The organism is Streptomyces sp. SYP-A7185 (assembly GCF_046103685.1).
Lineage (GTDB): Bacteria > Actinomycetota > Actinomycetes > Streptomycetales > Streptomycetaceae > Streptomyces.
Map to the genome: position 1 here is coordinate 8,293,519 of NZ_CP122310.1, position 26,112 is coordinate 8,319,630.

Below are 26,112 nucleotides of genomic sequence, written 5' to 3' on the forward strand. Positions count from 1 at the left end.
CACCATTCAATAAGTGGAAAAAGTCATGGATGCGCTGGAGGTATCGCTCGCCGCGCGGTGGCAGTCCCGCGTGGACCGGATGCCTTGTTTTTGATTTCAACTTACGTGCTCTCACGGAAAGTTGATCATTCCTTCTCTCGGCCCGGTCCCGGGCTTTCGCCATGGGGAATGGGAACATACAAAGGGTTGTGCGCAGCGATTGCAAGGTACAGAGTGTGCACCGCCCGCAAGTTGCGGCAACTGCCGGAAAGGGGGAGGTGTTTGTGGCGCGCGAACGCTCCGGCCGCACCGTCGCGCACCTCGTTCTGGCCACCCGCCTGAAGACCCTGCGGCAGTCGGCGGGGCTGAGTTTCGGACAGGCCGCCGAGGCTCTCGGCGCCCACCCGGCGACCGTCCGCCGCATCGAACAGGCCCAGACGTCGCTGGACGCGGGCCAGGTCGCCACACTCCTCTCGCTGTACGGGGCGAGCGCCGGGGAGACCGGGGAGTTCCTCGGCAAACTGGCCGCCGCCAACCGCCCCGGCTGGTGGCATCCGTGGCGTGCCGTCATGGACGCCTGGCAACTGGACCTGATGAGCGTGGAGTCCGCCGCCAGCATCATCCGCGTCTGGCATCCCGCGCTCGTGCCCGCCCTGCTGCGCACCCCCGCCTACTCACGGGCCGTCGACGACGTCCTGCGGCCGGACCTGTCCCCCGCGGACAAGGACCGCAGGACGGAGTTCCTCATGGAGCGGCAGAAGCGGCTGCGCGAGCAGCAGACGCGCGTCTGGGCGCTGACGACGGCGACCGCCCTGCGCACCCGGGTGGGGGACGCGGAGGTCATGGCCGGGCAGGCCCGGTCGCTCAGATCCGCCGCGGCCCGGCCGGACGTGACCCTGCAGATCCACCCCCTTGACGGGCCCGTGCACGCGCTGACCGGCAGACCGCCGCTGACCGTGTACCGGGTCGAGGTGCCGGAGATTTCCGACCACGTGGTCCGGGAGGGAGGCTTGCCCGGCACGGCCGACGTCTGCGACGCACACGAGACCGTGGCGGCTTATCTCATGCTCCTCGACTATTCCTGCACCGCCGCGCCCCACCCCCACGAGTCGAAAGAGGAACTGGCGTGAGTGAACCGACGAAACTGCCCCCGGAGATAGACACGTCCGTCGCGCACAGCGCGCGTGTCTGGAACTACTGGCTCGGCGGCAAGGACAATTTCCCCGCCGACCAGCAGGCCGGTGACGCCTATCGCGACAAGTATCCGCTGATCGAGCAATTCGCCCGGGAGTCGCGCGACTTCCTGCGGCGTACCGTCAGCCACCTCGCGCGGGAAGCGAAGATCCGGCAGTTCCTCGACCTGGGCGCCGGATTACCCACCGCCAACAACACCCACGAGGTCGCCCAGCGCATCGCCCCCGAGTCCCGGGTGGTCTACGTGGACCACGATCCGCTCGTCCTGCTGCACGTGCACGCGATGCGCACGAGCACCCCCGAGGGCGCCACCGCCTATGTGCTCGCGGACATGCGCGACACGGAGGCGGTCCTGCGGGGCGCGGCCGAGACCCTCGACCTGACCCGGCCCGTCGCCCTGGTGATCAACGACGTCCTGGGGCACATCGTCGACTGGGACGACGCCCTGTCGCTCGTACGGCGCCTGGTGGACCGACTTCCGTCGGGCAGCTATCTCGCCCTGAGCCACTCCACCGCGTCGGACGAGGAGCACCGGAAGGTCCAGGAGGAGTACAACAACTCCGGTGCGATCCCCTACATCTTCCGCGAACCGGAGGTGACGGTCGCCTTCTTCGAGGGACTCGAACTCGTCGAACCGGGCTTCGTCTCCTGGCCCAACTGGCGGCCCGACTCGACCACGGACCGCACCACCGAGCGGGCGGGATGGGGCGCCGTCGCACGTATTCCGTGACGCCGAGCAGGGCGGGCCGCGCGCGGGACGGCGCGCGGCCCGCTCCCGCTCCGCCGTCCACCGCTCCTGTACCGCCCGCCGCCCCCGCACCGCCCGACGCTTCCGTACCGCACGTCTCTGCCGTGTCGCCCGGCGAGGACGCGACGTTCGGGGCCGCGCGGCGGCTCACGCACGCCGCGGGCCGCTCCGGCGCCGAGCTGATCGCCGAGGCGGCGGCCCTGACGGACGGCTGGGCCGCCCTGGTCGGCCCCCTGGCGGGCGCCGTCCACAGCCACCCTCCGGCCGCCGCGCCCCTGGCCGTGCGTGCCGCCGCGCACCCGCGGGCCCATCCGCAGCTGACCGTCCAGCAGGTGGCCGACGCGGCCTTGGTCCTCGGGCCCGGTGAGGCCACGCCCGCCGAGCGCGTCGCCTTGATCGCGCGGCTCACCGCCGATCTGCTGCTGATGCGGGCCCGGCAGGCCGACGCGACGCGGGGCGCCGAACAGCGGGTGCACGGCGCCGCGTTGCGCCTGCTCCTGAGCGGCCGGTACCGCCTGGCCCTCGACGTGCTCGGCGGCGACACGGCCCCGTACGCCACGCACGCCACACATGCCACCGTCTACCGCCTCGCCGGGAGCAACGCGCCCGCCGCCCACCAGGCCCTGTGGCGGGCGGCGTACCCCGGCGTGTCCGTCGATGGCACCCGCACGCTGATCGGCCGCGACGGGGAGGAACTGGCGTTCGTGGCCCTGCACGGCGACCGGGGCGACCAGAGCGCGACGCCCTCGCTCCTGGCCCGGATCGCCGAGCGGTACCACCTGGCCGCGGGCGCCGCGGACGCCGCGCCCCTGGACATGTTCCCCACGGCGTGGGCCGAGGCGGGGACCGTACGCGGCGGCGCCGCCGTCGGACGCCTCGCCCCCACGGCCGGCCTCGGGGCCCACGGGCTGCTCCGCGTCGTCCCCGCCGCACGGCTCACCGCATGGTCGGCGGCCGTCCTGCGGCCGTTGGACCACCAGCGGCGCCGGACGCTGGAGGTCTGGCTGCGGTCGGGCTCGGCCCAGGCCGCCGCCCCGGCCCTCGGCGTGTCCGAGGGCACGGTCCGCTCCCGCCTGCGCGCCATCGCCGCCCTGCTCGCCGCCGACCTCGACCACCCCACCGTCCAGGCCCAGCTCCTGCTGGCCCTGCGCGCCCCGGCGCCCCCCGGCCCGGCCGTGTCCGCCGAGACCGCCGAGTCCGCGGTGTCGGCCGAGTCCGCCGCGTCCGCACGCCTTGCCGCCTCGCCGCTGCCCTCCGGCCTGCTCGGGCCCGCCGAGGCCGAGCGCTGGGCGGCCGACCTGTTCGCGCCGCTGGACATCCGCCTGCGCACCGCGCTCCGGTGCTGGCTGGCGCAGCGCGGCCGGACGGCTCCCGCAGCCGCCGAGCTGGGGCTGCACCGGACGACGCTCACCGCCTGGCTGCACAAGTGCGGCCGGCTCTTGGGCGTCGACCTGGCGTCGGTGACCGTCAGGGCGGAGCTGCATCTGGCCGCCGAGACGGTCGCGACGCCGGAGGAAGCGGCCGCCGCGTTGCCGCGCCGCGGCGGCAGGACCTACCGCGAGCCGCGGCCCCGGCTCCCGTAGAGCGGACCGGCCCCGGGCATTGCCTAGGCTGGACGTGTGACGGACGACAGCAGGCCCCTGGCCGTATTCGACCTGGACGGCACCCTCGCGGACACCGCGCACCGCCAGCGCTTCCTGGAGCGCACGCCACGGGACTGGGCGGCGTTCTTCGCCGCGGCGCCGGACGACCCGCCGCTGGACGAAGGCGTGGCGCTGGCCCTGGAGAGCGCGCGGGAGTGCGAGGTCGTCTACCTCACCGGCAGGCCCGAGCGGTGCCGCAAGGACACCGTGGCGTGGCTGGCGGCCCAGGGGCTTCCGGAGGGGCGCCTGTGGATGCGCCGCAACGACGACCGGCGGCCCGCCCGCCGCACCAAGCTGGAGATCCTGCGGAAGATCGCCGGATCCCGCGCGGTCCGGATGCTGGTGGACGACGACGAGCTGGTCTGCGACGAGGCGGAACGGGCGGGCTTCAGGGTCGTGCGGGCACGCTGGGCGAGCACGTCCGCCGCGCTGAAGGACGCCCAGGAGCGCGAGGGGCGGACGTGACCGTCCGGCGGAGGGGTCAGGCGCTGTCGCCGTCCTCAAGGCGGAACCCGACCTTCAGGCCCACCTGGTAGTGCTCGATCTCGCCGTTCTCGATGTGGCCGCGCACTTGGGTGACCTCGAACCAGTCCAGTGAGCGCAGCGTCTGCGAGGCGCGCGAGATGCCGTTGCGGATGGCCTGGTCGACGCCCTCGTGCGAGGTGCCGACGATCTCGGTGACCCGGTAGGTGTGGTCGGACATGAGGATGGTCCTCTCCGGCGTGGGGTGACAGCACGGCTGTGGGGCGACCGCACGGCCGTGGGATGACCTCGCAGCCGTGGGGTCACCGCACAGCTGTGAGGTGACATCACTCCACCGTGCCCCACCGCGCGGCCGTGCGCGAGGCGGTGGGCGCCGGGGGCCCGGGGGCACCCTCCAGTTCCAGCCGCGAGACGACGCGGTGGCGGTCGCCGCGGCCGTGCCGGCTGATCCCCGCCCGTGAACGGCACCGGGAAATGCGATCCCGGTGCCCTTCCCTCTTGACCGACCCATTGGTACAGACCAAAATCCAGCCGTACCCGTTCGAGCCATCAGCTCACCCCCCGCGTCGGGCCGACCCTCCCTGTCCGCAGGCAGAAAGTGACCCACGTGAAACCGCACCGCCGCGTCGCCATGTCCCTGACCCTCGTCCTCGCCGCCAGCGCGCTGCTCCCGGGCTGCGGCGCCCTGCCGGGCGGGGGAGACGACCGGCGGACCGTCACCGTGTGGCTCATGCGGGGCAGTGCGTCGCCGGAGTTCCTCAAGCGGTTCACCACGGACTTCGAGAAGCAGAACGGCGACCTCGACCTGGAGATACGCCTCCAGGAGTGGACCGGCATCGGCGACAAGGTCAAAGCCGCGCTCAAGTCCGATGACGGGCCCGACGTCATCGAGGTCGGCAACACCCAGGTCGCCCAGTACGTCGACGAGGGCGGGCTCTACGACCTGACCCTGGAGTCCGCGCGCGACCTCGGCATGAAGGACTGGCTGCCGGGCCTGGCCGAGCCGGGACGCTACAACGGCAGCCAGTACGGCATCCCGTGGTACGCCGCCAACCGCGTGGTCATCTACAACAAGGACCTCTTCGCCCGGGCCGGGATCGAGGAACCGCCCAAGACGCGCGCCCAGTGGCTCGACCTGACCGAGCGCCTCAACTCCGGCGGCGGCCAGGGCATCTACCTGGCGGGCCAGGACTGGTACACGCTGGCCGGGTTCATCTGGGACGAGGGCGGCGAACTGGCCACCGAGGCCAAGGGCTCGCGCGGTGTCTGGACGGGCAGCCTGCACCAGCCCGCGGCGCTGCGGGGCATGGAGTTCTACCGGCAGCTCCAGGCGCTCGGCGAGGGCCCCAGGGACGCGGACGAGGAGCATCCGCCGCAGGCCGGGGTGTTCGCCGAGGGAGACGTGGCGCAGATCGTCGCCGTCCCCGGCACCGCGCGGGCCATCGAGGAGGCCAACCCGAAGATGAAGGGGAAGCTCGGCTACTTCCCGATCCCCGGCAAGACGGCGGCGAAGCCCGGCGCCGTCTTCACCGGCGGCTCCGACCTGGTGGTGCGCGGGAAGACCGACGACCGCGCGGGCGCGGTCGCCGTCATCGAGGCCCTGGCCGGCAAGAAGTGGCAGAAGGACCTGGCGCGGACCATGAACTACGTGCCGAACAAGACGACCCTCGCCTCGGCCGTCTCGGACGAGGACGGGGTCGCCGCGATGGCCGCGGGCGCCGCACGCGGCCGGGCGACGCCCGCCTCGCCCAAGTGGGCGGCGGTGGAGGCCGACAACCCCATCAAGGCCTACATGTCCAAGGTGCTGGCCGGCGGCGACCCGGCGACGGAGGCGAAGGCCGCCTCGCGCCGGATCACCAAGGAGCTGGACGTCAGCACCCCCTGAGGGGCGCGGGCCGGTGGCGCGGCCCTCAGCGCGCCTCGCTCAGCGACAGGGCGAAGCGGTTCCTCTCGTCCGTCCACCAGTGGGTGAGCTTCAGGTCCGCCGCGGACAGCTCGGCCCGTACCGTCTCCTCGCGGAACTTGGCCGAGATCTCCGTGCGCATCTCCTCGTGGCGCTCGAAGTCGACCGCCAGGTCGAGTGCCGGGATCTTCACCGTCTGGGCGGCCAGGGACCGCAGGCGCATCTCGATCCACTCGTGCTCGCGGTCCCAGACGGCCACGTGCGAGAACGCGTCGGGGTCGAAGTCCGCGCCCAGTTCACGGTTGATCACGGCGAGGACGTTCTTGTTGAAGGAGGCCGTGACGCCCGACCCGTCGTCGTACGCCGAGACGAGGACCGACTCCTCCTTCACCAGGTCGGTGCCGAGCAGCAGCGCGTCACCGGGCGAGAGCAGGGTGCGCACCGAGGCGAGGAACGCCGAGCGCTCCGCGGGCAGCAGGTTGCCGATCGTGCCGCCGAGGAAGGCGACGAGCCGCGGCCCCGGGGTGCCCGGCAGGGCGAGTCCCCGGGTGAAGTCGGCGATCAGGGCGTGCACGTCGAGCGAGGGACGCGAGGCGATCAGGGTGTTCGCGGCGCCGACGAGCGCGCTCTCGCTGACGTCCACGGGCACGTACGTGTGCAGGTCGGCCAGCGCGTCGATCAGATGGCGGGTCTTCTCCGAGGAGCCCGAACCCAGCTCGATCAGGGTGCGCGCGCCCGTCACCCCGGCGATCTCCGCGGCGCGGGTCTGGAGGATCTCGCGCTCGGCGCGCGTCGGGTAGTACTCCGGCAGCGTGGTGATCTCGTCGAAGAGCGCGCTGCCCCGCGCGTCGTAGAACCACTTGGGCGGCAGCGTCTTGGGCGTGCGGGTGAGGCCGTGCAGGACGTCGGCGCGCAGAGCGGCGCCGGTGGCGTCCTCGGGCAGGGTACGGGTCAGCTGGAACGGGCTCACGCGGACGGCTCCTTGAGCGGGGTCAGCAGGACATCGGTGCGGCTTGCGGCGAGCAGCGTGCGGTCGGGCACCTGCCGCCAGTGCGGATCGTCGTCGTAGGGTTCGGAGGCCACGACGGTGCGGCGGCCCGGTTCGGACAGGTACCAGAGGGTGTCGCCCCAGGCGGTCGCGGCGATGGTCTCGCCGTTGGTGAGCAGCAGGTTGAGGCGGGAGCCGGGGGCGGCCTCCGCGACCTCGGTCACGGTGTCCGCCAGGGCCTGGCCCTCGTCGTCGCCGCCGCGCAGCCGGTTCAGGACGAGCGCCCACACCAGCGCGGAGTCGCAGCGCGCCTCCATGGACAGCAGCTCCGCGGGCGGCAGCAGCCGGGAGACCGGTGCCAGCGAGTGGGGCCAGCCCGTGACCGCGCCGTTGTGGCTGAACAGCCAGGTCCCGGCGGCGAACGGCGCAGCCGCCGCCTCGCCGTCCGCGCCCGCCTCGGTCGCGTCGCGCACCGCGGCGAGCAGCGCCCCGGAGCGGACCACCCGGGCCAGGTCGGCGAAGGACCGGTCGCCCCAGATCGGCCCGGAGCGGCGGTAGCGCGCGGGCACCGGATCGCCCTCGGCGTACCAGCCCACCCCGAACCCGTCGGCGTTGACCGTGCCGTAGCGCTGGTGGCGCGGCGCCCACGACTGGCGCAAGAGGCTGTGCGAGGGGTCCACGAGGAGCTTGCCCAGCTGCTCTTGGGGCCCCAGGAACGCCAGGTGACGGCACATCAGGGGGCCTCCGTCGGATCCGCGTCGCGCGCGGTGCGGAAGCCGGAGAAGATCTGCCGCCGGACGGGGTGGTCCCAGTTGCGGAAGGTGCCCCGGCACGCCACCTCGTCCACGGAGAACGCCCCGCCGCGCAGCACCTTGTAGTCGCCGCCGAAGAAGACGTCCGAGTACTCGCGGTAGGGGAAGGCGGCGAACCCGGGGTACGGCAGGAAGTCGCTGGAGGTCCACTCCCACACGTCGCCGATCAGCTGGCGTACGCCGAGCGGGGACGCACCGGCCGGGTAGCTGCCCGCGGGGGCCGGGCGCAGATGGCGCTGGCCCAGGTTGGCGTGCTCGGCGGTGAGGTCTGCGTCGCCCCACGGGTAGCGCGTGGAGCGGTCGGTGGCCGGGTCGTGCCGGGCGGCCTTCTCCCACTCCTCCTCGGTGGGCAGCCGCCGGCCCGCCCATCGGGCGTAGGCGTCCGCCTCGTACCAGCTGACGTGCAGCACCGGCTCGTCCGGCGGCACCGCCTCGACCGTCCCGAAGTGGCGGCGCAGCCACCGGCCGCCCTCGCGGCGCCAGAACAGCGGCGCCGCGAGTCCGTTGCCGCGGACCATGTCCCAGCCGGCCGGGGCCCACCACCGCTGCTCCTCATAGCCGCCGTCGGCGATGAAGCGCTGGTAGGCGGCGTTGGTCACCGGAGTGGTGTCGAGGTAGAAGGGCGGGACGAGCCGGTGGTGCGCGGGGCGTTCGTTGTCCAGGGCCCACGGCTCGGTGGAGGTGCCCATGGTGAACGGGCCGCCCGGCACCAGGACTTCGGCCGGGCCGTCGAAGGCCGGGGCGGGCGCGGGATCCGGCGCCGTGAGGGCCGTGGGGCCCGAGCGCAGCTGATGGGTGATCAGCATGGTCTCGTCGTGCTGCTGTTCGTGCTGGGCGATCATCCCGAACGCGAAGCCCGCGTCGGTCAGCGGCGAACCGCGAAACGGCGTGCTCTCCAGCACGTCGAGCGCGCGACCGCGCACCTCGGCCGCGTAACGGCGGGCCTCGGCGGGCGCGAGCAGCGGCAGGCTGGGCCGCTCGGAGCGGGGGTGCTCGAAGGCGTCGTACAGGCCGTCGATCTCGGGCCGCAGGGCGTCACGGCCCGCCACCGCCCGCAGCAGCCACATCTCTTCCTGGTTGCCGATGTGCGCCAGGTCCCAGACCAGGGGCGACATCAAGGGTGAGTGCTGTGCGGTCAGTTCGGGTTCCTCGACGCACGTGGTGAGGAGCGAGGTGCGGTCCCTGGCGGCGAGGAGCGCCGTCAGGGCGCGCTGCCGAAGGGCGTCGGGGTCGCTGACGTGTCCGGTCATCGGAGGATGCCCTTCTCGTGCTCGTGGTCGTCGGTGTGGCCCGCCAGGTGTCCGTCCAGCACGTCGTCCGCGGGGCAGCGGCCCCGCGCGACATACCGCTCGGCGTACGCGGCGACGGCTGCCTGCACCTCGGCGCTCGCGCCCATCCGGGGCAGCGCGTCGCCGGCCGCCGCGAAGCACGCGACCGCGGCCTCGCGCAGCTCCGGGTCGGCGAGCCCGTGCCGTGCCGCGTCCAGCCACAGCGGGCTGCGCGGTGCCGCGGGCGCGCCGGGCGGGCACGCGCGCTCGGCCAGCGGCTTGACGGTGCGGTAGGCGGTCTCGGCTGCCTGCGGATCGTCGAACAGGGCGCTGGTCACCGCGAGCGGCACGATCCAGCCGTCCGGGCCCGGCTGGGCGTCGACCATCCGCAGCTCCAGGTGGCCACGCGGCCGTACGGGCGGGAAGAGCGTGGTCAGGTGGTAGTCGAGGTCGTCGCGCGTGGGCGGGCGCGGGCCGCCCGAGCGGGCCCAGGTGCGGAACGTCAGGCCGTCCGGAACGGTCCAGGGGGCCTGGTCCGCGTCGTCGTCGCCCCGGAGCGCACCGCTGTCCCTGATGAACATCACCGGCGCGTCGAGGACGTGCCGGGCCCAGGCCTTGCGCGGCTCCGCGTCCAGCGACGGCGCGGCGGAGGTCTCCGGGGCGATCGAGGCCCACACGGCCTGCCGCGTGGAGCGCCAGCCGGTGGAGCGCCCCGCCTGGACCGGCGAGTTCGCGAACGCGGCGACCAGTACGGGACCCAGCAGATGAGCGAGCCGCCAACGCCGTCCGTAGCCGAGCGGGCCCGGCTCCTCGTGCCCGGCGTCCAGGCAGATCTGCACGGACGCCGTGGAGCACATCATGCGGCGCCCCGCGGGGCCCGTGCGGTCGAGATAACGCTCCATCGCGTCATAGCGCGGCCGGTGCAGGATGCGCGAGGGCGGGCGCCAGGGATCGGCACCGAGGCCGGTGAGCGTCAGATCCAGGGTGGCGAGTCGGTCGCGTACGAGGGAGAGGTCGGCCGAAGCGGCCGATATGCACTCCATCAGCGAGGCGGCGGGGAGCGAGCTGAGCTCCAGCTGGCCGCCTGGTTCGACGGTGATCAGGGAATGCAGGGGCAGGGCCCGTAGTGCGGCGTAGGCCGCTTCGAGGCGGGCGGGAGATACGGGGAGATGGAGCCGGTCCGGCTCGTGGATCAGCCATTCCAGTTCGACGCCGGTCACACGGGGTGGGCCGGTCTTGAAGCAGATGCCGGTGACCAGCGCCTCCGCTTCGGACTCGGACACCGCGGTGCCGTACTTCGCGCGGTAGGTCGTACAGTCGCCCTCGGGCATGCAGGGGTCCTCCTGTTCAGGTGCTGCCTGGTCCAGCCGCCGTGGACCACCCGGCCGGCTCCGCGAGCCTGATCCGGGTCGGCACAGCGCTCGTCCCACCCAAGACCCTGTCGGCCGATCGCACAAGAGTGCCCTTGCGGCCATGTCGGTGCCGTCGAATGGTGTTGCGGTGCCGGACGTCCGGAGCTCACCATGCGTTCATGAGTGCACGACTGCGCGGCATCGCGCAGCAGACCGAGGACATCGTGGCGGCAGGGCGGTACGTCGCTCCGGGGGGCCGCGAGGTGGTGATCGCGGATGCGGTGGACGCCGCGCGCTCCGGCACGCGGATGTTCGGTCCCGCGGCCCTGGAGACGACCGCCATGACCGCCGTTACTCCCGTGACGTCCGTGACGCCGCCCGAGCCGGTCTCCACGGTAGTCGAGGTCACCGGGGAGAGCAGCTTGGAGGCCGCGCGCCGCCTGACGGGCGCGCGGGAGGACCCGGTGGCGGTCCTGAACTTCTCCTCCGCGCGCAATCCCGGCGGCGGCTATCTGAACGGCGCCCAGGCGCAGGAGGAGGCGCTGTGCCGGGCCTCCGCGCTGTACACGTGCGTGCGGTCGGCCCGGGAGTTCTACGACCACCACCGCGCCCACCGCGATCCCTTCTACACCGACCGCGTGATCCACTCCCCGGCCGTGCCGGTCTTCCGCGACGACCGGGGGCGTCTCCTGGACCAGGCCTACCGGGTCGGCTTCCTGACCTCGGCGGCGCCGAACGCGGGCGTCGTGCTGCGCCAGACCCCCGAGCGCGCCGCGGACCTGCCGTCCGCCCTCGCCCGGCGCGCCGAGCGGGTCCTGGAGACCGCCGTCGCCCACGGCTACCGGCGGCTCGTGCTCGGCGCGTGGGGCTGCGGGGTCTTCCAGAACGACCCCGCGCAGGTGGCGGAGGCGTTCCGGGTGCCGCTCGACGAAGGCGGCCGGTTCCACGGGGCCTTCGAGCACGTCGTGTTCGGGGTGCTCGACCGGACGCGCGGCGCGCTGACGCGGGCCGCCTTCGACGAGGCGTTCGGTGCGGGGTTCACGGGCGCGGCACGGCCCGCCCCGCGCTAACGCCAGCCGTAGCGCTCCTGGAGCCGCCGTACGACCAGGTTGAACCGCATCCGGTCCAGGGCGCACGCCTCGCGGCGCATGCCCGCGTCGTGCACCCGCAGCACCCGGTCGATGTCGACCCAGGACTCACGGCCCTCGCGGTCCCACGGGCCGCTGCCGATCGGCACCCACTCCCGGTCGTTGGCGTGCCGCTTGCTGGAGAGCTGCACCGCGAGCAGCGTGCCGCGCGCCTCGCGGGCGACGACCAGGACGGGACGGTCCTTGCCACGCCCGTCGTTCTCCTCGTAGGGCACCCACGTCCAGACGATCTCGCCCGGGTCGGGGTCGCCGTCATGGGCGGGGGAGTACGTCGTCCGCACCCGGCCCACCTCGCGGGGCTCGGCCTCGGTGGTCGCGGTGCGGCCCGTGCGGCCCGGGTGCGCGGACATCTGCGGGTCATCGGTGTTGGCTGTCACGCGGGCCACCGTAGAACCTGTCTGGCCCAACCCGCGGGGCGGGTGCGCCTGCTGAGCCGCAGGCTCGGTCCATGGCGCACCGACAACACCGACGACACCTCCGCCGGGCCCGGGTCATCGCCGTGCTCGCCCTCTGCGGCACGGCACTTGCCCCCACCCTCCCGTCCTCCGCCGGCCATGGCGCACCGCCGCCGCGCACCGTCTCGGGCTGGCTTCCTTACTGGGACCAGGAAGCCGCGTACCAGAACGCCCTGCGCCACGCCGACCAGCTGCACACCGTCAGTCCCTTCTGGTACGAGGCGAAATCGGCCGGACGGGTGGCCGGCCACACCGGCGCCGGCTCGCGCCGCGTCATCGACGGGCTCCACAAGGCGGGCATCAAGGTCGTGCCCACGGTCATGGAGCGGATGCGGCCCGGAGCGCTCGCCGCCGTCGTCACCGACAAGGCCCGCCGCGCCCAACACGTCGACGCGCTCCTGCGGATCGTGCGCAGCCGCTCGTACGACGGCATCGACCTGGACTACGAGTCCATCGCGCCCACCGGCGACGCCGCCTACAAGAAGGTGGGGGCGGGGTACGCGACGCTGGTCACCGATCTGTGCGCGCGGCTGCACGCGCTGCGCAAGCAGTGCGTGATCACCGTGTCGCCGAAGACCCGGATCAGCGGACGCGTCTGGGACTACCGCCGCCTGGGCGCCGCCGCCGACCGGTTGCGCATCATGGCCTACGACCAGCACTGGGCGTCGGGCTCGCCGGGACCCCTCGCCTCACCCGCCTGGTACGAGGAGATCCTGCGCCGCGCCACCGCCGAAGTGCCGGCCGCCAAGCTGGAGATGGGCCTGCCCGGCTACGGCTGGGACTGGCAGGTCGGCAGCCGTGACCGCGCCCGGCACGTGACCTGGAAGGAGGCGGAGGCCCTGCGCCGCCGGGTCGGCGCGCCCTACCGCATCGACCCGGTGTCCAAGACGCCCCACTTCACGTACGAGGAAGGCGGCAAGAGCCGCACGGTCTGGTACCAGGACGCGCGCGGGACGGCCGCGCACCTGCCGGTCCTGCGCAAGTACGGCGTGCGCCACTCCGTCCTGTGGGCCCTGGGCTTCGAGGACCCGGCGGTGTGGCGGGCCCTGGCCACCGGCTAGGCGGCCTCGGGCCACCGCTCGTACCACCGCTGGTCGGCCTCCAGCTGGGCGGCGAGCGACACCAGGAGCGGCTCGCTGCCCTCGGGGCCCAGGAGCTGCGCACCGACCGGGAGGCCGCCGTCCGCCTGGCCCGCGGGCACGTTGACGCCGGGCCAGCCCAGCACGTTCCACGTCCACGCGTAGGGGCAGGCGGCGATCATCGCCTGGTCGGTGCGCCAGCCGCTGAGGGCGGCCAGGGTGCCGACCGGCGGCGGGGGCGTGGCGGTGGTGGGCGTGAGGACCACGTCGTAGGTCGAGAAGATCGCGCCGACCCGGCGGTGCAGGGCGGCCTCGGCACGCCGGGCCAGGCGCAGCGGGGCGCCGCCGAGCAGGCGCCCCAGGCGGGCCGCCTCCTTGGTGCGCGGGTCGAGGAGGTGCGGCTCGGGGATCTCGCGGACCCACTCCGTGATCCCCGCCGTGGCGCGCGGCACGAAGTCCAGGCCGATCTGGCCGTAGCGCGGGTCGGCCTCCTCCACGTCGTGGCCCAGCGCCGCCAGCCGGTCGGCCAGGACGACGACCTTGCGGCGCACCACGGGATGCAGGCGCTTGGGCGTCGCGGTGAACGGCATGCGCAGCGAGAGGGCGATCCGCAGCCGCCCCGGGTCGCGCGTCGCCGCGTCCGACGCGCTGATGGCCGGCGGCCGGTGCAGGTCACCGCCGTGGTTGCCGCTCGCCGCGTCAAGCAGCAGGGCCGCGTCGGCCACACTCCTGGCCAGCGGGCCGTTGACGGTGATGCCGTTGAAGGACTCGGGCCAGGGCCAGGTCGAGATGCGGCCGCGCTGCGGCTTGATCCCCACGAGATGGGTCCAGGCGGCGGGGATGCGCACCGAGCCCGCGCCGTCCGAGCCGAGCGCGGCGGGCACCAGACCCGCGGCGACCGCGGCGGCCGAGCCGCCCGACGAACCACCGGGCGTGTGTCCGGTGTGCCACGGATTGCGGGTGTCCCCGAAGCCGGGCCCCTCCGTGAAGGGCCACTGGCCCAGCTCGCACGTGTTGGTCTTGCCCACGATCACGGCGCCGGCCGCCCGAAGGCGGCGCACCGACTCGGCGTCCTGCGACTTCGGCGGGAAGTCGCCCCGGCAGCCGAACGCGGTCGGTTCGCCCGCGACGTCGGTGTCGTCCTTCACGGCGAGCGGCACGCCGAGCAGCGGCCGCCCGGACCCGCCGGCGGCCAACTCCCGGTCGGCGGCGTCCGCTTCGGCGAGCGCGGCCTCGGCCCGTATGAGCTTGAAGGCGTTCAGGACGGGCTGCGACGCCTCGATCCGCGCCAGGGTGCGCTCCGTCAGCGTGCGTGCGGACACTTCTCCGTCGGCCAGCGCGCGAGCGGTGCGCGCGAGGCCATCGGCGCGGTCGGCGGTCATGTGGGGGCACCTTTGATCGACGGGCAGGTGCACGCACGCTAACCGGCGCGCGCGGAACGCGGAACGCGGGCACGGCAGTTCGCGCCGCGCGGGGCGGCCGGAAGCCGCCCGGCGCAGGCCGGGAGCGCCTCGCCGCCCGCCTGGGAGCGCGCCCACGCCGTCTGGAAGGATGAGCCCCGCCATGGTGCAGATACCGAACAAGACCGGACAGCAGCAGCCCGCCCAGTACTCGGTGCCGACGAGCGCCGACGTGGCGCGCCTCGCGGGAGTCTCCCGCGCGACCGTCTCGTACGTGCTGAACAACACGAGCGCCGTCCGCATCAGCGAGCCCACCCGCCGACGCGTCCACGAGGCCGCCAAGGAACTGGGGTACGTGCCGCACGCCGCAGCCCGCAGCCTGCGCGCCGGACACACCCGGGTGGTGCTGATGCCCACCCCGCAGATCCCGGCGGGACCGCTCTTCAGCGAGTTCTTCAACGAGCTGCAATGGGCGCTCAGCAGGTTCGACTACACCGTCGTGCAGTACGGCAGCCTCGGCCTGACCGGCGACGAGGCCGCCCGCGCCTGGGCCGAGCTGCGCCCGGTGGCGGTCCTCGCCCCCGCCGCGTCGGGGCTCGGGGCCCGCGGGGTGAGCGTCCTGAAGCGCTCGGGCGCCAAGGCCGTCTTCACGATCGGACCGCAGCGGGCCGAGGGCGCGCACGCCCTGCTCATGGACCAGAGTCTGGTGGGCCGGTGCGCCGCCGCCCATCTCCTGGAGCGCGGCAGCCGGCACATCGGCGTCGTCGTCCCCGAGGAGCCGGGTCTGGAGCCCTTCGCGCGGCCACGCGCCGAAGGCGTCCGCGCCGCTCTGGCGCAGCACGGCACGGAGTCCGCCATGACCGAGCTGCCCCTCGCCTACGACGAGGAGTCGGCGGCCCGGCTCGCGGCCCGCTGGCGCACGCTGGGCGTCGACGGAGTGTTCACGTACAACGACGAATTCGCGATGCTGCTGATGCGGGCCTTGCAGGACGAAGGCATCGCCGTCCCCGAGGAGACGGCGATGATCGGCGCCGACGACTTGATGCTCGGCAGGCTCCTGCGGCCGCGCCTCAGCACGGTCCGCATCGAGCTGCCGTCGGGTCAGAAGCTCGCGGAACTCGTCGACCGGGTCGTGCGTGACCCGGGCATGGAGCCCGAGGTGCACGACGTGCTCGGCGCGACGGCGGTGCGCCGCGAGTCCAGCTGACCCCGCTGTATGTGGGTCTTGCCTACTGCTCCTGCCCCTGAGCCTCCGCCTTCGCCTGCTCCTCGGCCACGGACCTGCGGACCTCGTCCATGTCCAGCTTCCTGGCCTGCCCGATGACGTCCTCGAGGGCCGCCTCCGGCAGGGCGCCGGGCTGCGCGAACACGGCCACCTGATCGCGGACGATCATCAGCGTGGGGATCGACTGGATGCCGAAGGCCTGAGCCAGCTCAGGCTGCGCCTCCGTGTCCACCTTGCCGAAGACCATGTCGGGATTGGCCTCGGCGACCTTGTCGTAGACGGGCGCGAACGACTTGCACGGACCGCACCACTCCGCCCAGAAGTCGATCAGGACGAATTCGTTGTCCGTGACCGTCTGGTCGAAGTTCTCCTTGGTGAGCTCCACAGTCGTGCTGCTCATGGTGTTTCCCTCTTCCTGCTGTCGGTCGAAGCCGCTGTGCACAACGGCCCGGGCGGCAGACGTATTCCACGCGCTCACCCGTGCTCGTTCCGCGCGCGTACCCATGTGGCCACGGCGCACACCTGCGACCACACTGGCTTCCATGACGGATTCGAAAACATACGACGTAGTGGTACTCGGTGCTGGTCCCGTGGGGGAGAACGTCGCGGACCGCGCCCGTGCGGGCGGCCTGAGCGTGGCGATCGTGGAGAGCGAACTCGTCGGGGGCGAATGTTCGTACTGGGCGTGCATGCCCAGCAAGGCGCTGCTGCGGCCGGTCATCGCGCGGGCGGACGCCCGCAAGGTGCCCGGACTGCGCCAGTCGGTGCAGGGGCCCCTCGACGCGGCGGCGGTGCTCGCCCACCGGGACTACTACACCTCCCACTGGAAGGACGACGGCCAGGTCGGCTGGCTGGAGTCGATCGGCGTGGAACTCTACCGCGGCCACGGCCGCATCGCCGGAACGCGCCAGGTGACCGTGTCGGGCTCCGACGGCACCGAGCAGACCCTGACGGCGCGCCACGCGGTGGCCGTGTGCACCGGCACCCGGGCGGCCCTGCCCGACCTGCCGGGCCTGGCCGAGGTCAAGCCCTGGACCAGCCGCGAGGCCACCAGCGCGGACCACGTGCCCGGCCGCCTCGCGGTGGTCGGCGGCGGCGTGGTCGCCGTGGAGATGGCCACCGCCTGGCAGGCGCTCGGCTCGCAGGTCACGCTGCTGGTCCGCGGAGAGGACGGCCTGCTCCCGCGCATGGAGCCGTTCGCCGGTGAGCTGGTCACCAAGGCGCTGACCGAGGCGGGCGCGGAGGTCCGCACCGGCGTCTCGGTCACGGCCGTACGCCGGGAGAACGGCACGGTCACGGCGACGCTGAGCAGCGGCGACACCCTGGAGGCCGACGAGATCCTGTTCGCCACGGGCCGCGCCCCGCGCACCGACGACCTGGGCCTGGAGACGATCGGCATGGACCCCGGGTCCTGGCTGCCGGTCGACGAGAGCCTGCGGGTGCAGGGCAGCGACTGGCTCTACGCGGTGGGCGACGCCAACCACCGTGCGCTCCTGACCCACCAGGGCAAGTACCAGGCCCGTGTCGCCGGCGCCGCGATCACCGCCCGCGCGCAGGGCGTGCCGCTCCTGGAGACCGACCGCTGGGGCGCCCACTCCGCCACCGCCGACCATGACGCCGTACCCCAGGTGGTCTTCACCGATCCCGAGGCGGCGTCGGCGGGCCTCACCCTCGCGGAGGCGGAAGCCGCGGGGCGCCGCGTGCGGGCCGTGGACTACGACATGGCGGGCGTGGCGGGCGCCGGTCTCTACGCGGACGGGTACGAGGGCCGGGCCCGCATGATCGTCGACCTCGACCGCGAGGTGCTGCTCGGCGTGACCTTCGTGGGTCCCGGCGTCGGCGAACTCATCCACTCGGCGACGGTGGCGATCGCGGGCGAGGTGCCGATCGACCGCCTGTGGCACGCCGTCCCGGCCTATCCCACGGTCAGCGAGGTGTGGCTGCGGCTCCTGGAGACCTACCGCGGGGCGTAGCCCGACGCGGGCGCGGGCCCGCACCGCCGCGACCGTCCGGGGCCCGTCACCGCTGTGGTGGCGGGCCCCGGTGCCTTTGTCTGGTGAGACCCCGGGGTGCGCAGTGTCCGGGGTGCGGTGCGTCGGCGTAGCGGCGTTACGCTCGGCGATAGCACTGCTAACGAAAGGGTGTTAGCGTTGCTTCTATCGGGTGGTGGAAGCCGCCACCCCGCCGTCGGAGAACAGGGAGCAAGCCGATGACCGAGCAGCAGCAGCCGACCGCGTCCCGCAGGGTGGCCCTGGTGACCGGAGGATCGCGCGGCATCGGCCGGGCGAGCGCCGAGCGCCTGGCCGCGGACGGGCTCGCCGTCGTCGTCAACTACGCGGGCAACACGACCGAGGCCGAGGCGGCGGTCGCCGCGATCACCGACGCCGGGGGAGCGGCCATCGCGCACCGCGCCGACGTGGCCGACGAACACGCGGTGGCCGCCCTCTTCGACGCCGCCGAGGAGACCTTCGGCGGTATCGACGTGGTCGTCCACGCCGCGGGCGTCATGACCCTCGCCCCGCTGGCCGAGACCGACCTGGACGCCCTCGACCGCATGCACCGCACCAACATCCGGGGCACGTTCGTCGTCGACCAGCAGGCCGCTCGCCGGCTGCGCCCCGGCGGTGCGATCATCAACTTCTCCAGCTCCGTCGTGGGGCTCGCCCTCCCCGGCTACAGCGCCTACGCGGCCACCAAGGGTGCCGTGGAGGCCATGACGCTGGTCCTGGCCAGGGAGCTGCGCGGCCGCGACATCACCGTGAACGCCGTCGCCCCCGGGCCGACCGCCACCGCCCTGTTCCTGGACGGCAAGGACGAGGAGACCATCGCCAAGATGGCCGCCCAGCCGCCGCTGGAGCGGCTCGGCACCCCGCAGGACATCGGCGAGGTCGTCTCCTTCCTGGCCGGACCCGCCCGCTGGGTCAACGGCCAGGTCCTGCGCGCCAACGGCGGCATCGTCTGACCCGCCGGGGAGTCTGCCGCCGCCTGTCGCGCTGGGAAGCCTGCTGCTGCCTGTCGCGCTGAGATCTGGAGCTCCACATGGTCACGACCCCCGTCACCACCGCTGTGGCCCCCGGATGCGGGGCGCCGGCCGCGGCCGCGGCACCATCGCGTAGCAGCGCTACGGCCGCCCTGCTAGCGTCCCTCGGATGAGCACGCGCGAACGCATCCTGGAAGTGGCGGCGAACCTGGTCGCCGAGTCGGCGGACGGCGACGTCTCCACGCGTGCCGTCTGCGAGGCCGCGCAGGTGGGCGCCCCGGCGCTGTACCGGCACTTCGGGGACAAGCAGGGGCTGCTCGCGGCCGTCGTCGACCACGGCTTCGACACGTATCTGGCGACGAAGCGGCAGCGCGAGACCACCGCGGACCCGGTCGAGGACCTGCGCGACGGGTGGGACGGCCACGTGGAGTTCGCGCTGCGCAACCCCAACCTCTTCCGGCTCATGCATTCCCCCGCCATGCGGACGCCGCCCGCCGCGGCCCTTGAGTCCCACCAGATCCTCACGCGGGATCTGGAACGGGCCGCCGCGCAGGGCAAGTTGCGCCTGGCGCCCGAACTGGCCGCCCAGATGGTGATGTCGGCCAACGTGGGCGTGGCCCTCATGCTCGTCGCCCGCCCGGGGACCTTCACCGACCACGGCGTCTCATGCCGCGTGCGGGACGCGGTGCACGCCGCGATCTTCACTCCGGAGGTCGTCGCGGGCCGTGCCGACGCTTCTCCGGGCGAAGACGGCACAGGGGGTGGGCGTGACGAGGTGCAACTGTCCTCCGCCGCCGCGCGGTTGGGCGCGACCCTGGCGAAGGCGCCGCGGTCGGCGCTCACCGGTGCCGAGAGCGCCCTCATGGCCGAGTGGCTCGACCGCCTCGCGCGCTGACTCGACCGCCTCGCGCGCTGACCGGACGCCCGGTCCGCTCAGGCGCTGCGGGCCGGCTGGAGGAGCCGGTTGATGAGGGGCGCGATGCCGTCCGCGGGGCGCACGTAGTCGACCTTGCCGGTCTGGATCGCCGACTTCGGCATGCCGTGGAACTGGGCGGTGTCCGGGTCCTGGACGATGACGGTGCCGCCGCGCGACTTGACCGCCTCGACGCCCTTCGCCCCGTCGCCGTCGGCTCCGGTCAGCACGCAGGCGATGATCCGCTCCCCGAAGATCTGCGAGGCGGATTCGAAGAGGGGGTCGGCGGCCGGGCGGGCGTGGTTGACCCGGTCCTGCTGGGTCAGGGCCAGCGCGCCGCCCTCCACCACGCACAGGTGGTGGTCGGGCGGTGCGATGTGGACGCAGCCGGCCTGCGGGTGTTCGCCGTCCTCGGCCAGCTTGACGCGCAGGCCGGTGGCGCGGGACAGGATGGTGGCGATGTGCGTGGGCCGGGACCGGCGCAGGTGCTGCGCCACGAGCACGGCCGCGGGAAGATCGGCGTCCAGCCCGCCCAGCAGGGTGCGCAGGCCCTGGACGCCCCCGGCGGACGAGGCGACGATCACGATCGCGGGGCTGTCGGCGGTGCGATGGAGCTTGCTGGTGTCCACGCCTGGACCCTAGCCCGACCGGGGGCTTCGGGTCAGGCAGGGGGGTGGGGCAGGCGTGGGTGTCGTTGAGGAAGGCGGGCCGCCCGGCTGAGCCGCGGAGAGGGCGGGGGAAGGGCGCCCTCGTCTCGGCGGGAGGGGGCCCCTCCGTTCACTCGACCGGGGCTTACTGCCCCGAGTCCTGCCTCCGTCCCGAGTCCTGCCTCCGCCCTGGGTCCTGCCCATGCCCCGGGTCCTGCCCCTGTCCAGCGTCCCGCCCCGCGTCCCGCCACGCCGCCTCCCGCAGCAGCCGCAGCCCGTTGAGCCCCACCAGCACGGTCGAGCCCTCGTGGCCCAGGACCCCGAGGGGGAGGGGCAGGGTGCCGGCCAGGTCCCAGACCACCAAGACGGCGATGAACGTCCCGGCGATCACCAGGTTCTGCACCACGAGCCCCCGGGCACGGCGGGACAGGGCGATCACCCTGGGCACGGTGGCGAGTTCGTCCCGTACGACGACGGCGTCGGCGGTCTCCAGGGCGAGGTCGGAACCGGCCCGGCCCATCGCGATGCCGGTGTGCGCCGCGGCGAGGGCGGGCGCGTCGTTGACCCCGTCCCCGACGACCAGGACCTTGCGCCCGGCGGCCTCCGCCGCACGCACCGCCGTGACCTTGTCCTGCGGGAGCAGCCCGGCTCGTACGTCCTTGATGCCGACTTCCGCGGCGATACGGGCCGCGGCCTGCGCGTTGTCGCCGGTGAGCAGCAGGGGAGCCGTGCCCGTGAGGGATTCCAGGGCGGTGACGGTCCTCGCGGCGTCCGGGCGCAGGCGGTCGGCGACGCCGATGACGCCCACGGGCACGCCGTCGCGCCGTACGAGCACGGCGGTCTGACCGTCCTCGCCCCACTGCCGGGCGAGAGCCAGAGCGTCGGTGCCTGCTTGGTCCGTCGGATCGCCGGTGCCTGCTTGGTCCATCGGATCGCCGGTGCTCGCCTGGTCCGTCGTCTCGCCGCTGCTTGTGCGGTCCTTCGCGATGTCGGTGTTCGTACGGTCGTTCGCGGTGACGGTTTCCGCCCGGTCCTTGGCGGCGCAGCTGCCCGCCGGGCCCCTCGCGGCAACGGCGTTCGTGTGGTCCTTGGCGGCGCCGATGCTTGCGTGGTCCTTCGCGGCAACGGTGTTCGCCCGGTCCTTGGCGGCGCAGCCGCCCGCCGGGCCCCACGCGGCGTCGGTGTGCGTGCGGTCCTTCCCCATACGGGTACTCGCCCGGTCTCTCGCGACGCCGCTGCTCGGCCGGTCCCCACCGTCGTCGCCCGGCAGGGCATCCAGCAGTCGTGTCGGCGCGCCCACCTCCACCACCGCGTCACCGACCGTGGCACGCACCCCGACCCCCGGGGTGGAGGCGAAGTCCGCCACCGGCGGGATGTCCAGGCCGCGGCCGCGTGCCGCGCCCATCACGGCGCGGGCCAGCGGATGTTCGCTGCGGTGCTCGGCCGCCGCCGCGAGGGCCAGCAGGGCGTCGTCGGTCAGCCCGCTGCCGGGGAGCGCGTGGAGGGCAGTCACCCGAGGCGTTCCCTCGGTCAGGGTGCCCGTCTTGTCGAGGGCCACCGCGTCGACCTGTCCCAGACGCTCCATCACGACGGCCGACTTGACCAGCACCCCGTGCCGCCCCGCGTTGGCGATCGCCGAGAGCAGCGGCGGCATGGTGGCGAGGACCACCGCGCACGGCGAGGCCACGATCATGAACGTCATCGCCCGCAGCAGCGCCCCGGTCAGGTCGTCGCCGAACGCCAGCGGTACGCCGAACACGGCGAGCGTGGCGACGACCATGCCCAGCGAGTACCGCTGCTCGACCTTCTCGATGAACAGCTGGGTCGGCGCCTTGGTCTCCGACGCCTCCTCGACCATCGCCACGATCCGCGCGATCACCGAGTCCGACGCGTCGCGCCCCACCCGCACCCGCAGCGCCCCCGTCCCGTTCAAAGTGCCCGCGAACACCTCGTCCCCGGCCGCCTTGGCGACCGGCAGTGGCTCCCCGGTGATCGTGGCCTGATCGACGTCACTGGCCCCGTCCAGTACCTCGCCGTCCGCGCCGACCCGCTCACCGGGCCGTACGAGGATGACGTCGCCGACGGTCAACCCGGCCGTGCCGACGGTCTCTTCACCGCCTCCCTCGGCCAGCCGCGTGGCCGTGGCGGGCGCGAGGTCGAGCAGGCCGCGCACCGAGTCGGCCGTACGGGCGGTGGCCAGGGCCTCGAGGGCGCCGGACGTGGCGAAGATGACGACGAGCAGCGCCCCGTCCATCACCTGGCCGATCGAGGCGGCGCCGAGGGCGGCCACGATCATCAGCAGGTCCACGTCCAGGGTCTTCTCGCGCAGCGCCCGCAGGCCGGCGAGCGCGGGCTCCCAGCCCCCGGCGACGTACGCGACGGCGTACAGCGCACCCCACAGCCACGCGGCGGTCCCGGCCAGTTGGAGCGGCAGCGCGAGGAGGAACGCGGCCGTTGCCGCCGCCGCCCAGCGGGCCTCGGCGAGCGCGAAGACGCGGGTGCGGCGGCGCGCGGTCGCCGCGGGGCGGGTGGGAGTTCCCTGGTCGGGGCGGGGGATCAGGGCAGTGGGCATGGCGAAGGAACCCTTCACGGGCTGGGGAACGGCGACGCCCACACCGTACAGGAACAAATGAACAGCTTTTCATGTGTCGCCGATAGGATGGCTCCATGGGTCACGGAGTCGACGACAAGAGCACCGCCACCACGCGCGAACGCCTGGACGCCGTGGGCGCCGCCGACGTCGCCGCCACGCTCCAGGCCCTGGCGACCCCGTCTCGGCTGCTGATCCTCGCCCGCCTTCAGGAGGGCCCCTGCGCGGCCGGTGACCTGGCCGAAGCGGTCGGCATGGAGCAGTCGGCCTGCTCGCACCAGTTGCGCCTGCTGCGCAACCTCGGCCTCATCACCGGCGAACGGCGCGGCCGCTCGGTCATCTACGCCCTCTACGACCACCACGTGGCCGAACTCCTCGACCAGGCGCTCTTCCACGTCGAACACCTGCGCCTCGGCCTGCGCGACACCCCGCACGGCGGCTAGCCTGAAGACGATCTTCAGCGGGTGATCTCCCGATCCCGCGCAGGCCCTTGATTCACCCTTGATTCCGCACAGGTGGCACAGATGAGGAAGCCCGGCGACGGCGTGTGGTCCGTGGTGGCGGCCGTGGCCGTCGGCGGCGCGATCGGCGCGTCGGCCCGCTACGGGGCGTCCCTGATCTGGCCCACCGCCCCAGGCGCCTTCCCCACGACGACACTCCTGGTGAACGTCGTCGGATGCGCGGTCATGGGTGCCTTCATGGTGCTCCTCACCGAAGCGCGGACACCGCACCGCCTCCTGCGGCCCTTCTTCGGCACCGGCGTGCTCGGCGGCTTCACCACCTTTTCCACCTACGCGCTGGACATCGAGCGCCTGGTCGAAGGGGGCCATGCCCGCACGGGCCTGGCGTATCTCGCGCTGACGCTGCTCGCGGCCCTCGCGGCGGTGGGGAGTGCGGCCTGGGTGACGCGCCGCGTCATCGTGGAGCGCCGCTCATGAGCGGGCTCCGGCCCGCGCGCCGGTACGTGCGGGGCGGGCGGCGGTACGCGCGCCAAAGTGGGGTGTGCCGGTGAACTGGCTCTGCGTGGTGGCGGGAGCGATGATCGGCGCCCCGCTGCGGTTCCTCACCGATCGCGCCGTGCAGGCCCGGCACGACACGGTCTTCCCGTGGGGGACGTTCGTCGTCAATGTGGCGGGCAGCCTGATCCTCGGCGTGCTCACCGGCGCGACCCTCGCGGGCGCCGCCTCCTCCCACGTCCAGCTGTTCCTCGGTACGGGCCTGTGCGGCGCCCTGACGACGTACTCGACCTTCTCGTACGAGACGCTGCGGCTCTCCGGGGGTGTCCCGGGGGGCGGAAGCCGCTTCTACGCGGCGGTCAACGTCGTGGCCAGTGTGGTGGCGGCGCTCGGCGCGGTCTACGCGGGCATCGCCCTGGCGAAGGCGGTGTGGGGCTGAGCCGCCTTCGCCAGGGGGGATCGCGCGTGACCCGGGATCAGACCTCGGTGAAGTCCCCCGAGAGGGCCGCCGCCATCCGCAGGTGCGGGGCCGCGTCGGCGTCCCGTCCCTGCCGCTCCAGCGTGCGGCCGAGGAGCAGCCGGGCGTACTGCTCGACGGGGTCGAGCTCGATCACCGTACGCAACTGGGCCTCCGCGCGGCGCAGTTGCGCCGAGTGGTAGTAGGCACGGGCGAGCAGCAGCCGCGGGGCGACCAGCTCCGGCATGTCGTCGGTCAGGGTGTCCAGGATGCGCGCCGCCGTGGCGTACTCCTTGGCGTCGAAGAACTGCCGCGCGCGCTCCCAGCGCTCCGCCGCGGTTCCGTGGTCGTAGTACGTCGCGTCCACTGTTGCCTCCTTCGAGCCGTCCAACCGCCACGGGTAATTGAATATTCCACTAAGTAGTTCGGTGGGGACGGCACCGGGTCAACACGCGTACGCCGGTTCCGCCGGAATGACCGGGCGGGTGCCTGACGGGCGGTGCTCCACGGGTCTAGGTTGTGCGGCATGAGCAATCTTGATCGTGAGGCGGTCCCGTCCCTGTGCGGCGGTCGCGGGTTCGTCGTCGCCGAACCGGTCCGGGAACTCCTCAGCCCCCGGAAGGTCAAGCTCGGCGAGTCCACCGAGGTCCGCCGCCTGCTGCCCAACCTGGGACGCCGGATGGTCGGCGCCTGGTGCTTCGTGGACCACTACGGCCCCGACGACATCGCGGACGAGCCGGGCATGCAGGTGGGCCCCCACCCGCACATGGGCCTTCAGACGGTGAGCTGGCTGCACGAGGGCGAGGTCCTGCACCGCGACTCCACGGGCAGCCTCCAGACGATCCGCCCCCGTGAGCTGGGCCTGATGACCTCGGGCCGGGCCATCTCGCACTCCGAGGAGAGCCCGCGGGCGCACGCCCGCCTTCTGCACGGCGCCCAGCTGTGGGTGGCCCTGCCCGACGTCCACCGCAACACCGACCCGCGCTTCGAGCACCACGCGGAGCTGCCCCAGGTCACGGCCCCCGGCCTGACGGCGACCCTCATCCTGGGCACGGTCGACGGCACCACGTCCCCCGGCACGACCTACACCCCGATCGTCGGCGCGGACCTGACCCTGGCCCGCGACGCGGACGTACGCCTGCCGCTGAACCCCGACTTCGAGTACGCGGTCCTGTGCATGTCCGGCGAGACCCGGGTGGACGGCGTCCCGGTGCTGCCCGGCTCGATGCTCTACCTCGGCTGCGGCCGTACCGAACTCCCGCTGCACGCACAGTCGGACGCGGGCCTGATGCTGCTCGGCGGCGAACCGTTCGACGAGGAACTGATCATGTGGTGGAACTTCATCGGGCGGTCCAACGAGGATATCGCACAGGCCCGTTCGGACTGGATGGATAGCTCACGCTTCGGGGAGGTGAAGGGTTACGACGGTGCCCGGATCCCCGCGCCGGACTTGCCGCCTGTACCGCTGAAACCGCGGGGGCGAGTGCGCTGACCAGCGCGGTTGCTGTCGTCAGGATATGGCCCTCGGGGCGATCCTGGGTGCGGCGAAGGCGGGTAGCTCCGGGTGAGTGATCATGTTCGCCGAAGGAGATTCGGGGTCGCGCATCCGAGTCGAAGGTTTGACCCTCTGTGTCCAGGTCTGGCAAACCTAATGCTGACCCAATGCTGACTCTACTGACGTGTAATCAGATGGGCTTCGAGCTGATTACCTCGGACATGCTCAGGACCACCTCGACCCCCTCTGGTAGGCGTTGATCATGTTGAACTGGGTGCGGCGGCGGAAGAGAAGCACGGACGCGCGGCATGACATTCCGTTGCGCGCGGGTATCGCGGCCGTTTGTCGGGAGCCGATAACCGTGACGAGGATGACGCCGAGCGTCGGCGAGTCCGTC

26 protein-coding genes are annotated in these 26,112 nt (G+C 73.2%); 15 read left to right on the top strand and 11 right to left on the bottom strand.

Translation table 11 applies throughout. The features are described 5' to 3' along the window. Window positions 1–263: 263 nt before the first annotated feature. Genes QBL25_RS36175 through QBL25_RS36190 form a run of 4 tightly spaced genes read left to right on the top strand, consistent with a single transcriptional unit; the run spans window position 264 to window position 4,029 of the window. Window positions 264–1,109: a helix-turn-helix domain-containing protein gene (locus tag QBL25_RS36175; protein ID WP_409061173.1), complete on the top strand. Its 846-nt coding sequence runs from the start codon at window positions 264–266 to the stop codon at window positions 1,107–1,109. After that, complete coding sequence (locus QBL25_RS36180) at window positions 1,106–1,903, top strand: SAM-dependent methyltransferase (protein WP_409061174.1); 798 nt, start codon at window positions 1,106–1,108, stop codon at window positions 1,901–1,903. The genes QBL25_RS36175 and QBL25_RS36180 overlap by 4 nt, the downstream gene beginning before the upstream one ends. Further along, entirely contained in the window at window positions 1,900–3,504 is a 1,605-nt protein-coding gene (locus tag QBL25_RS36185; RefSeq protein ID WP_409061175.1) for a helix-turn-helix domain-containing protein, read from the top strand. The genes QBL25_RS36180 and QBL25_RS36185 overlap by 4 nt, the downstream gene beginning before the upstream one ends. A 36-nt stretch (window positions 3,505–3,540) precedes the next feature. Next, on the top strand, window positions 3,541–4,029 hold the full coding sequence (locus QBL25_RS36190) for a hypothetical protein (protein WP_409061176.1): 489 nt from the start codon (window positions 3,541–3,543) through the stop codon (window positions 4,027–4,029). A gap of 16 nt (window positions 4,030–4,045) precedes the next feature. Here the strand turns inward: QBL25_RS36190 and QBL25_RS36195 are convergent, their stop codons facing one another. Further along, a complete protein-coding gene (locus QBL25_RS36195; RefSeq protein ID WP_409061177.1) occupies window positions 4,046–4,267 on the bottom strand; it encodes a dodecin in 222 nt (73 codons plus the stop codon). Window positions 4,268–4,678: 411 nt separating this feature from the next. Here QBL25_RS36195 and QBL25_RS36200 point away from each other — a divergent pair, with 411 nt between their 5' ends. Beyond that, the gene (locus QBL25_RS36200) at window positions 4,679–5,932 is read left to right on the top strand and encodes an extracellular solute-binding protein (RefSeq protein ID WP_409062905.1); all 1,254 of its coding nucleotides are present in this window, start codon (window positions 4,679–4,681) and stop codon (window positions 5,930–5,932) included. Between the two features lie 25 nt (window positions 5,933–5,957). Here the strand turns inward: QBL25_RS36200 and egtD are convergent, their stop codons facing one another. Genes egtD through egtA form a run of 4 tightly spaced genes read right to left on the bottom strand, consistent with a single transcriptional unit; the run spans window position 5,958 to window position 10,349 of the window. Further along, window positions 5,958–6,920 (bottom strand): L-histidine N(alpha)-methyltransferase, encoded by a 963-nt coding sequence (egtD, locus tag QBL25_RS36205; protein ID WP_409061178.1) that lies wholly within the window; start codon window positions 6,918–6,920, stop codon window positions 5,958–5,960. Further along, entirely contained in the window at window positions 6,917–7,672 is a 756-nt protein-coding gene (gene egtC, locus QBL25_RS36210) for an ergothioneine biosynthesis protein EgtC (protein ID WP_409061179.1), read from the bottom strand. The genes egtD and egtC overlap by 4 nt, the downstream gene beginning before the upstream one ends. Further along, the gene (egtB, locus tag QBL25_RS36215) at window positions 7,672–9,000 is read right to left on the bottom strand and encodes an ergothioneine biosynthesis protein EgtB (protein WP_409061180.1); all 1,329 of its coding nucleotides are present in this window, start codon (window positions 8,998–9,000) and stop codon (window positions 7,672–7,674) included. The genes egtC and egtB overlap by 1 nt, the downstream gene beginning before the upstream one ends. Then, entirely contained in the window at window positions 8,997–10,349 is a 1,353-nt protein-coding gene (gene egtA, locus QBL25_RS36220) for an ergothioneine biosynthesis glutamate--cysteine ligase EgtA (RefSeq protein WP_409061181.1), read from the bottom strand. The genes egtB and egtA overlap by 4 nt, the downstream gene beginning before the upstream one ends. Before the next feature lie 200 nt (window positions 10,350–10,549). On the opposite strand from egtA, the gene QBL25_RS36225 reads away from it, so the two are divergent. Then, window positions 10,550–11,440 (top strand): TIGR02452 family protein, encoded by an 891-nt coding sequence (locus QBL25_RS36225; RefSeq protein WP_409061182.1) that lies wholly within the window; start codon window positions 10,550–10,552, stop codon window positions 11,438–11,440. Here the strand turns inward: QBL25_RS36225 and QBL25_RS36230 are convergent. Continuing rightward, a complete protein-coding gene (locus tag QBL25_RS36230; RefSeq protein ID WP_409061183.1) occupies window positions 11,437–11,895 on the bottom strand; it encodes a type II toxin-antitoxin system PemK/MazF family toxin in 459 nt (152 codons plus the stop codon). The genes QBL25_RS36225 and QBL25_RS36230 overlap by 4 nt on opposite strands. Window positions 11,896–11,966: 71 nt before the next feature. Here QBL25_RS36230 and QBL25_RS36235 point away from each other — a divergent pair, with 71 nt between their 5' ends. Beyond that, the gene (locus QBL25_RS36235; RefSeq protein ID WP_409061184.1) at window positions 11,967–13,034 is read left to right on the top strand and encodes a glycosyl hydrolase family 18 protein; all 1,068 of its coding nucleotides are present in this window, start codon (window positions 11,967–11,969) and stop codon (window positions 13,032–13,034) included. Here QBL25_RS36235 and QBL25_RS36240 read toward each other — a convergent pair. After that, window positions 13,031–14,434: an amidase gene (locus QBL25_RS36240; protein ID WP_409061185.1), complete on the bottom strand. Its 1,404-nt coding sequence runs from the start codon at window positions 14,432–14,434 to the stop codon at window positions 13,031–13,033. The two genes, QBL25_RS36235 and QBL25_RS36240, sit on opposite strands and share 4 nt — an antisense overlap. Before the next feature lie 181 nt (window positions 14,435–14,615). On the opposite strand from QBL25_RS36240, the gene QBL25_RS36245 reads away from it, so the two are divergent. Beyond that, complete coding sequence (locus QBL25_RS36245) at window positions 14,616–15,659, top strand: LacI family DNA-binding transcriptional regulator (protein ID WP_409061186.1); 1,044 nt, start codon at window positions 14,616–14,618, stop codon at window positions 15,657–15,659. Window positions 15,660–15,681: 22 nt separating this feature from the next. Here the strand turns inward: QBL25_RS36245 and trxA are convergent, their stop codons facing one another. Next, the gene (gene trxA / locus QBL25_RS36250) at window positions 15,682–16,077 is read right to left on the bottom strand and encodes a thioredoxin (RefSeq protein ID WP_409061187.1); all 396 of its coding nucleotides are present in this window, start codon (window positions 16,075–16,077) and stop codon (window positions 15,682–15,684) included. A gap of 142 nt (window positions 16,078–16,219) precedes the next feature. Between trxA and QBL25_RS36255 the strand changes: the two genes are divergently transcribed. The 3 genes from QBL25_RS36255 to QBL25_RS36265 all read left to right on the top strand — a co-directional run bounded on the left by QBL25_RS36255 (window position 16,220) and on the right by QBL25_RS36265 (window position 19,552). Further along, window positions 16,220–17,650, top strand: coding sequence for a dihydrolipoyl dehydrogenase family protein (locus QBL25_RS36255; RefSeq protein WP_409061188.1), 1,431 nt, complete (start codon window positions 16,220–16,222; stop codon window positions 17,648–17,650). A 236-nt stretch (window positions 17,651–17,886) separates the two neighbouring features. Continuing rightward, a complete protein-coding gene (locus tag QBL25_RS36260) occupies window positions 17,887–18,639 on the top strand; it encodes an SDR family oxidoreductase (protein WP_409061189.1) in 753 nt (250 codons plus the stop codon). A gap of 187 nt (window positions 18,640–18,826) precedes the next feature. Next, window positions 18,827–19,552 (top strand): TetR/AcrR family transcriptional regulator, encoded by a 726-nt coding sequence (locus QBL25_RS36265; RefSeq protein ID WP_409061190.1) that lies wholly within the window; start codon window positions 18,827–18,829, stop codon window positions 19,550–19,552. Between the two features lie 38 nt (window positions 19,553–19,590). Here the strand turns inward: QBL25_RS36265 and QBL25_RS36270 are convergent, their stop codons facing one another. Beyond that, window positions 19,591–20,199: a chemotaxis protein CheB gene (locus QBL25_RS36270; protein WP_409061191.1), complete on the bottom strand. Its 609-nt coding sequence runs from the start codon at window positions 20,197–20,199 to the stop codon at window positions 19,591–19,593. Between the two features lie 163 nt (window positions 20,200–20,362). Next, on the bottom strand, window positions 20,363–22,789 hold the full coding sequence (locus QBL25_RS36275; protein ID WP_409061192.1) for a heavy metal translocating P-type ATPase: 2,427 nt from the start codon (window positions 22,787–22,789) through the stop codon (window positions 20,363–20,365). A 95-nt stretch (window positions 22,790–22,884) separates the two neighbouring features. On the opposite strand from QBL25_RS36275, the gene QBL25_RS36280 reads away from it, so the two are divergent. The 3 genes from QBL25_RS36280 (at window position 22,885) to QBL25_RS36290 (ending at window position 24,202) form a co-directional block, all read left to right on the top strand. Continuing rightward, window positions 22,885–23,250 carry an ArsR/SmtB family transcription factor gene (locus QBL25_RS36280; protein ID WP_409061193.1) on the top strand — a complete coding sequence of 122 codons (366 nt, stop codon included), beginning with the start codon at window positions 22,885–22,887 and terminating at the stop codon, window positions 23,248–23,250. Window positions 23,251–23,331: 81 nt separating this feature from the next. Continuing rightward, complete coding sequence (gene crcB, locus QBL25_RS36285) at window positions 23,332–23,745, top strand: fluoride efflux transporter CrcB (protein ID WP_409061194.1); 414 nt, start codon at window positions 23,332–23,334, stop codon at window positions 23,743–23,745. A gap of 70 nt (window positions 23,746–23,815) precedes the next feature. Beyond that, entirely contained in the window at window positions 23,816–24,202 is a 387-nt protein-coding gene (locus QBL25_RS36290; RefSeq protein ID WP_409061195.1) for a fluoride efflux transporter FluC, read from the top strand. A gap of 37 nt (window positions 24,203–24,239) precedes the next feature. Here QBL25_RS36290 and QBL25_RS36295 read toward each other — a convergent pair whose 3' ends face one another. Beyond that, complete coding sequence (locus QBL25_RS36295; protein WP_409061196.1) at window positions 24,240–24,587, bottom strand: tetratricopeptide repeat protein; 348 nt, start codon at window positions 24,585–24,587, stop codon at window positions 24,240–24,242. A 159-nt stretch (window positions 24,588–24,746) separates the two neighbouring features. On the opposite strand from QBL25_RS36295, the gene QBL25_RS36300 reads away from it, so the two are divergent. Further along, entirely contained in the window at window positions 24,747–25,712 is a 966-nt protein-coding gene (locus QBL25_RS36300) for a pirin family protein (RefSeq protein ID WP_409061197.1), read from the top strand. The last annotated feature ends 400 nt before the right edge of the window (window positions 25,713–26,112 follow it).

Coding starts and splice junctions, on each gene's coding strand:
- QBL25_RS36195 (WP_409061177.1), bottom strand. CDS start 4,267: ATGTCCGACCACACCTACCGGGTCACCGAGATCGTCGGCACCTCGCAC.
- QBL25_RS36200 (WP_409062905.1), top strand. CDS start 4,679: ATGTCCCTGACCCTCGTCCTCGCCGCCAGCGCGCTGCTCCCGGGCTGC.
- egtC (WP_409061179.1), bottom strand. CDS start 7,672: ATGTGCCGTCACCTGGCGTTCCTGGGGCCCCAAGAGCAGCTGGGCAAG.
- egtB (WP_409061180.1), bottom strand. CDS start 9,000: ATGACCGGACACGTCAGCGACCCCGACGCCCTTCGGCAGCGCGCCCTG.
- egtA (WP_409061181.1), bottom strand. CDS start 10,349: ATGCCCGAGGGCGACTGTACGACCTACCGCGCGAAGTACGGCACCGCG.
- QBL25_RS36225 (WP_409061182.1), top strand. CDS start 10,550: ATGAGTGCACGACTGCGCGGCATCGCGCAGCAGACCGAGGACATCGTG.
- QBL25_RS36235 (WP_409061184.1), top strand. CDS start 11,967: ATGGCGCACCGACAACACCGACGACACCTCCGCCGGGCCCGGGTCATC.
- QBL25_RS36240 (WP_409061185.1), bottom strand. CDS start 14,434: ATGACCGCCGACCGCGCCGATGGCCTCGCGCGCACCGCTCGCGCGCTG.
- QBL25_RS36245 (WP_409061186.1), top strand. CDS start 14,616: ATGGTGCAGATACCGAACAAGACCGGACAGCAGCAGCCCGCCCAGTAC.
- trxA (WP_409061187.1), bottom strand. CDS start 16,077: ATGAGCAGCACGACTGTGGAGCTCACCAAGGAGAACTTCGACCAGACG.
- QBL25_RS36255 (WP_409061188.1), top strand. CDS start 16,220: ATGACGGATTCGAAAACATACGACGTAGTGGTACTCGGTGCTGGTCCC.
- QBL25_RS36260 (WP_409061189.1), top strand. CDS start 17,887: ATGACCGAGCAGCAGCAGCCGACCGCGTCCCGCAGGGTGGCCCTGGTG.
- QBL25_RS36265 (WP_409061190.1), top strand. CDS start 18,827: ATGAGCACGCGCGAACGCATCCTGGAAGTGGCGGCGAACCTGGTCGCC.
- QBL25_RS36275 (WP_409061192.1), bottom strand. CDS start 22,789: ATGCCCACTGCCCTGATCCCCCGCCCCGACCAGGGAACTCCCACCCGC.
- QBL25_RS36280 (WP_409061193.1), top strand. CDS start 22,885: ATGGGTCACGGAGTCGACGACAAGAGCACCGCCACCACGCGCGAACGC.
- crcB (WP_409061194.1), top strand. CDS start 23,332: ATGAGGAAGCCCGGCGACGGCGTGTGGTCCGTGGTGGCGGCCGTGGCC.
- QBL25_RS36300 (WP_409061197.1), top strand. CDS start 24,747: ATGAGCAATCTTGATCGTGAGGCGGTCCCGTCCCTGTGCGGCGGTCGC.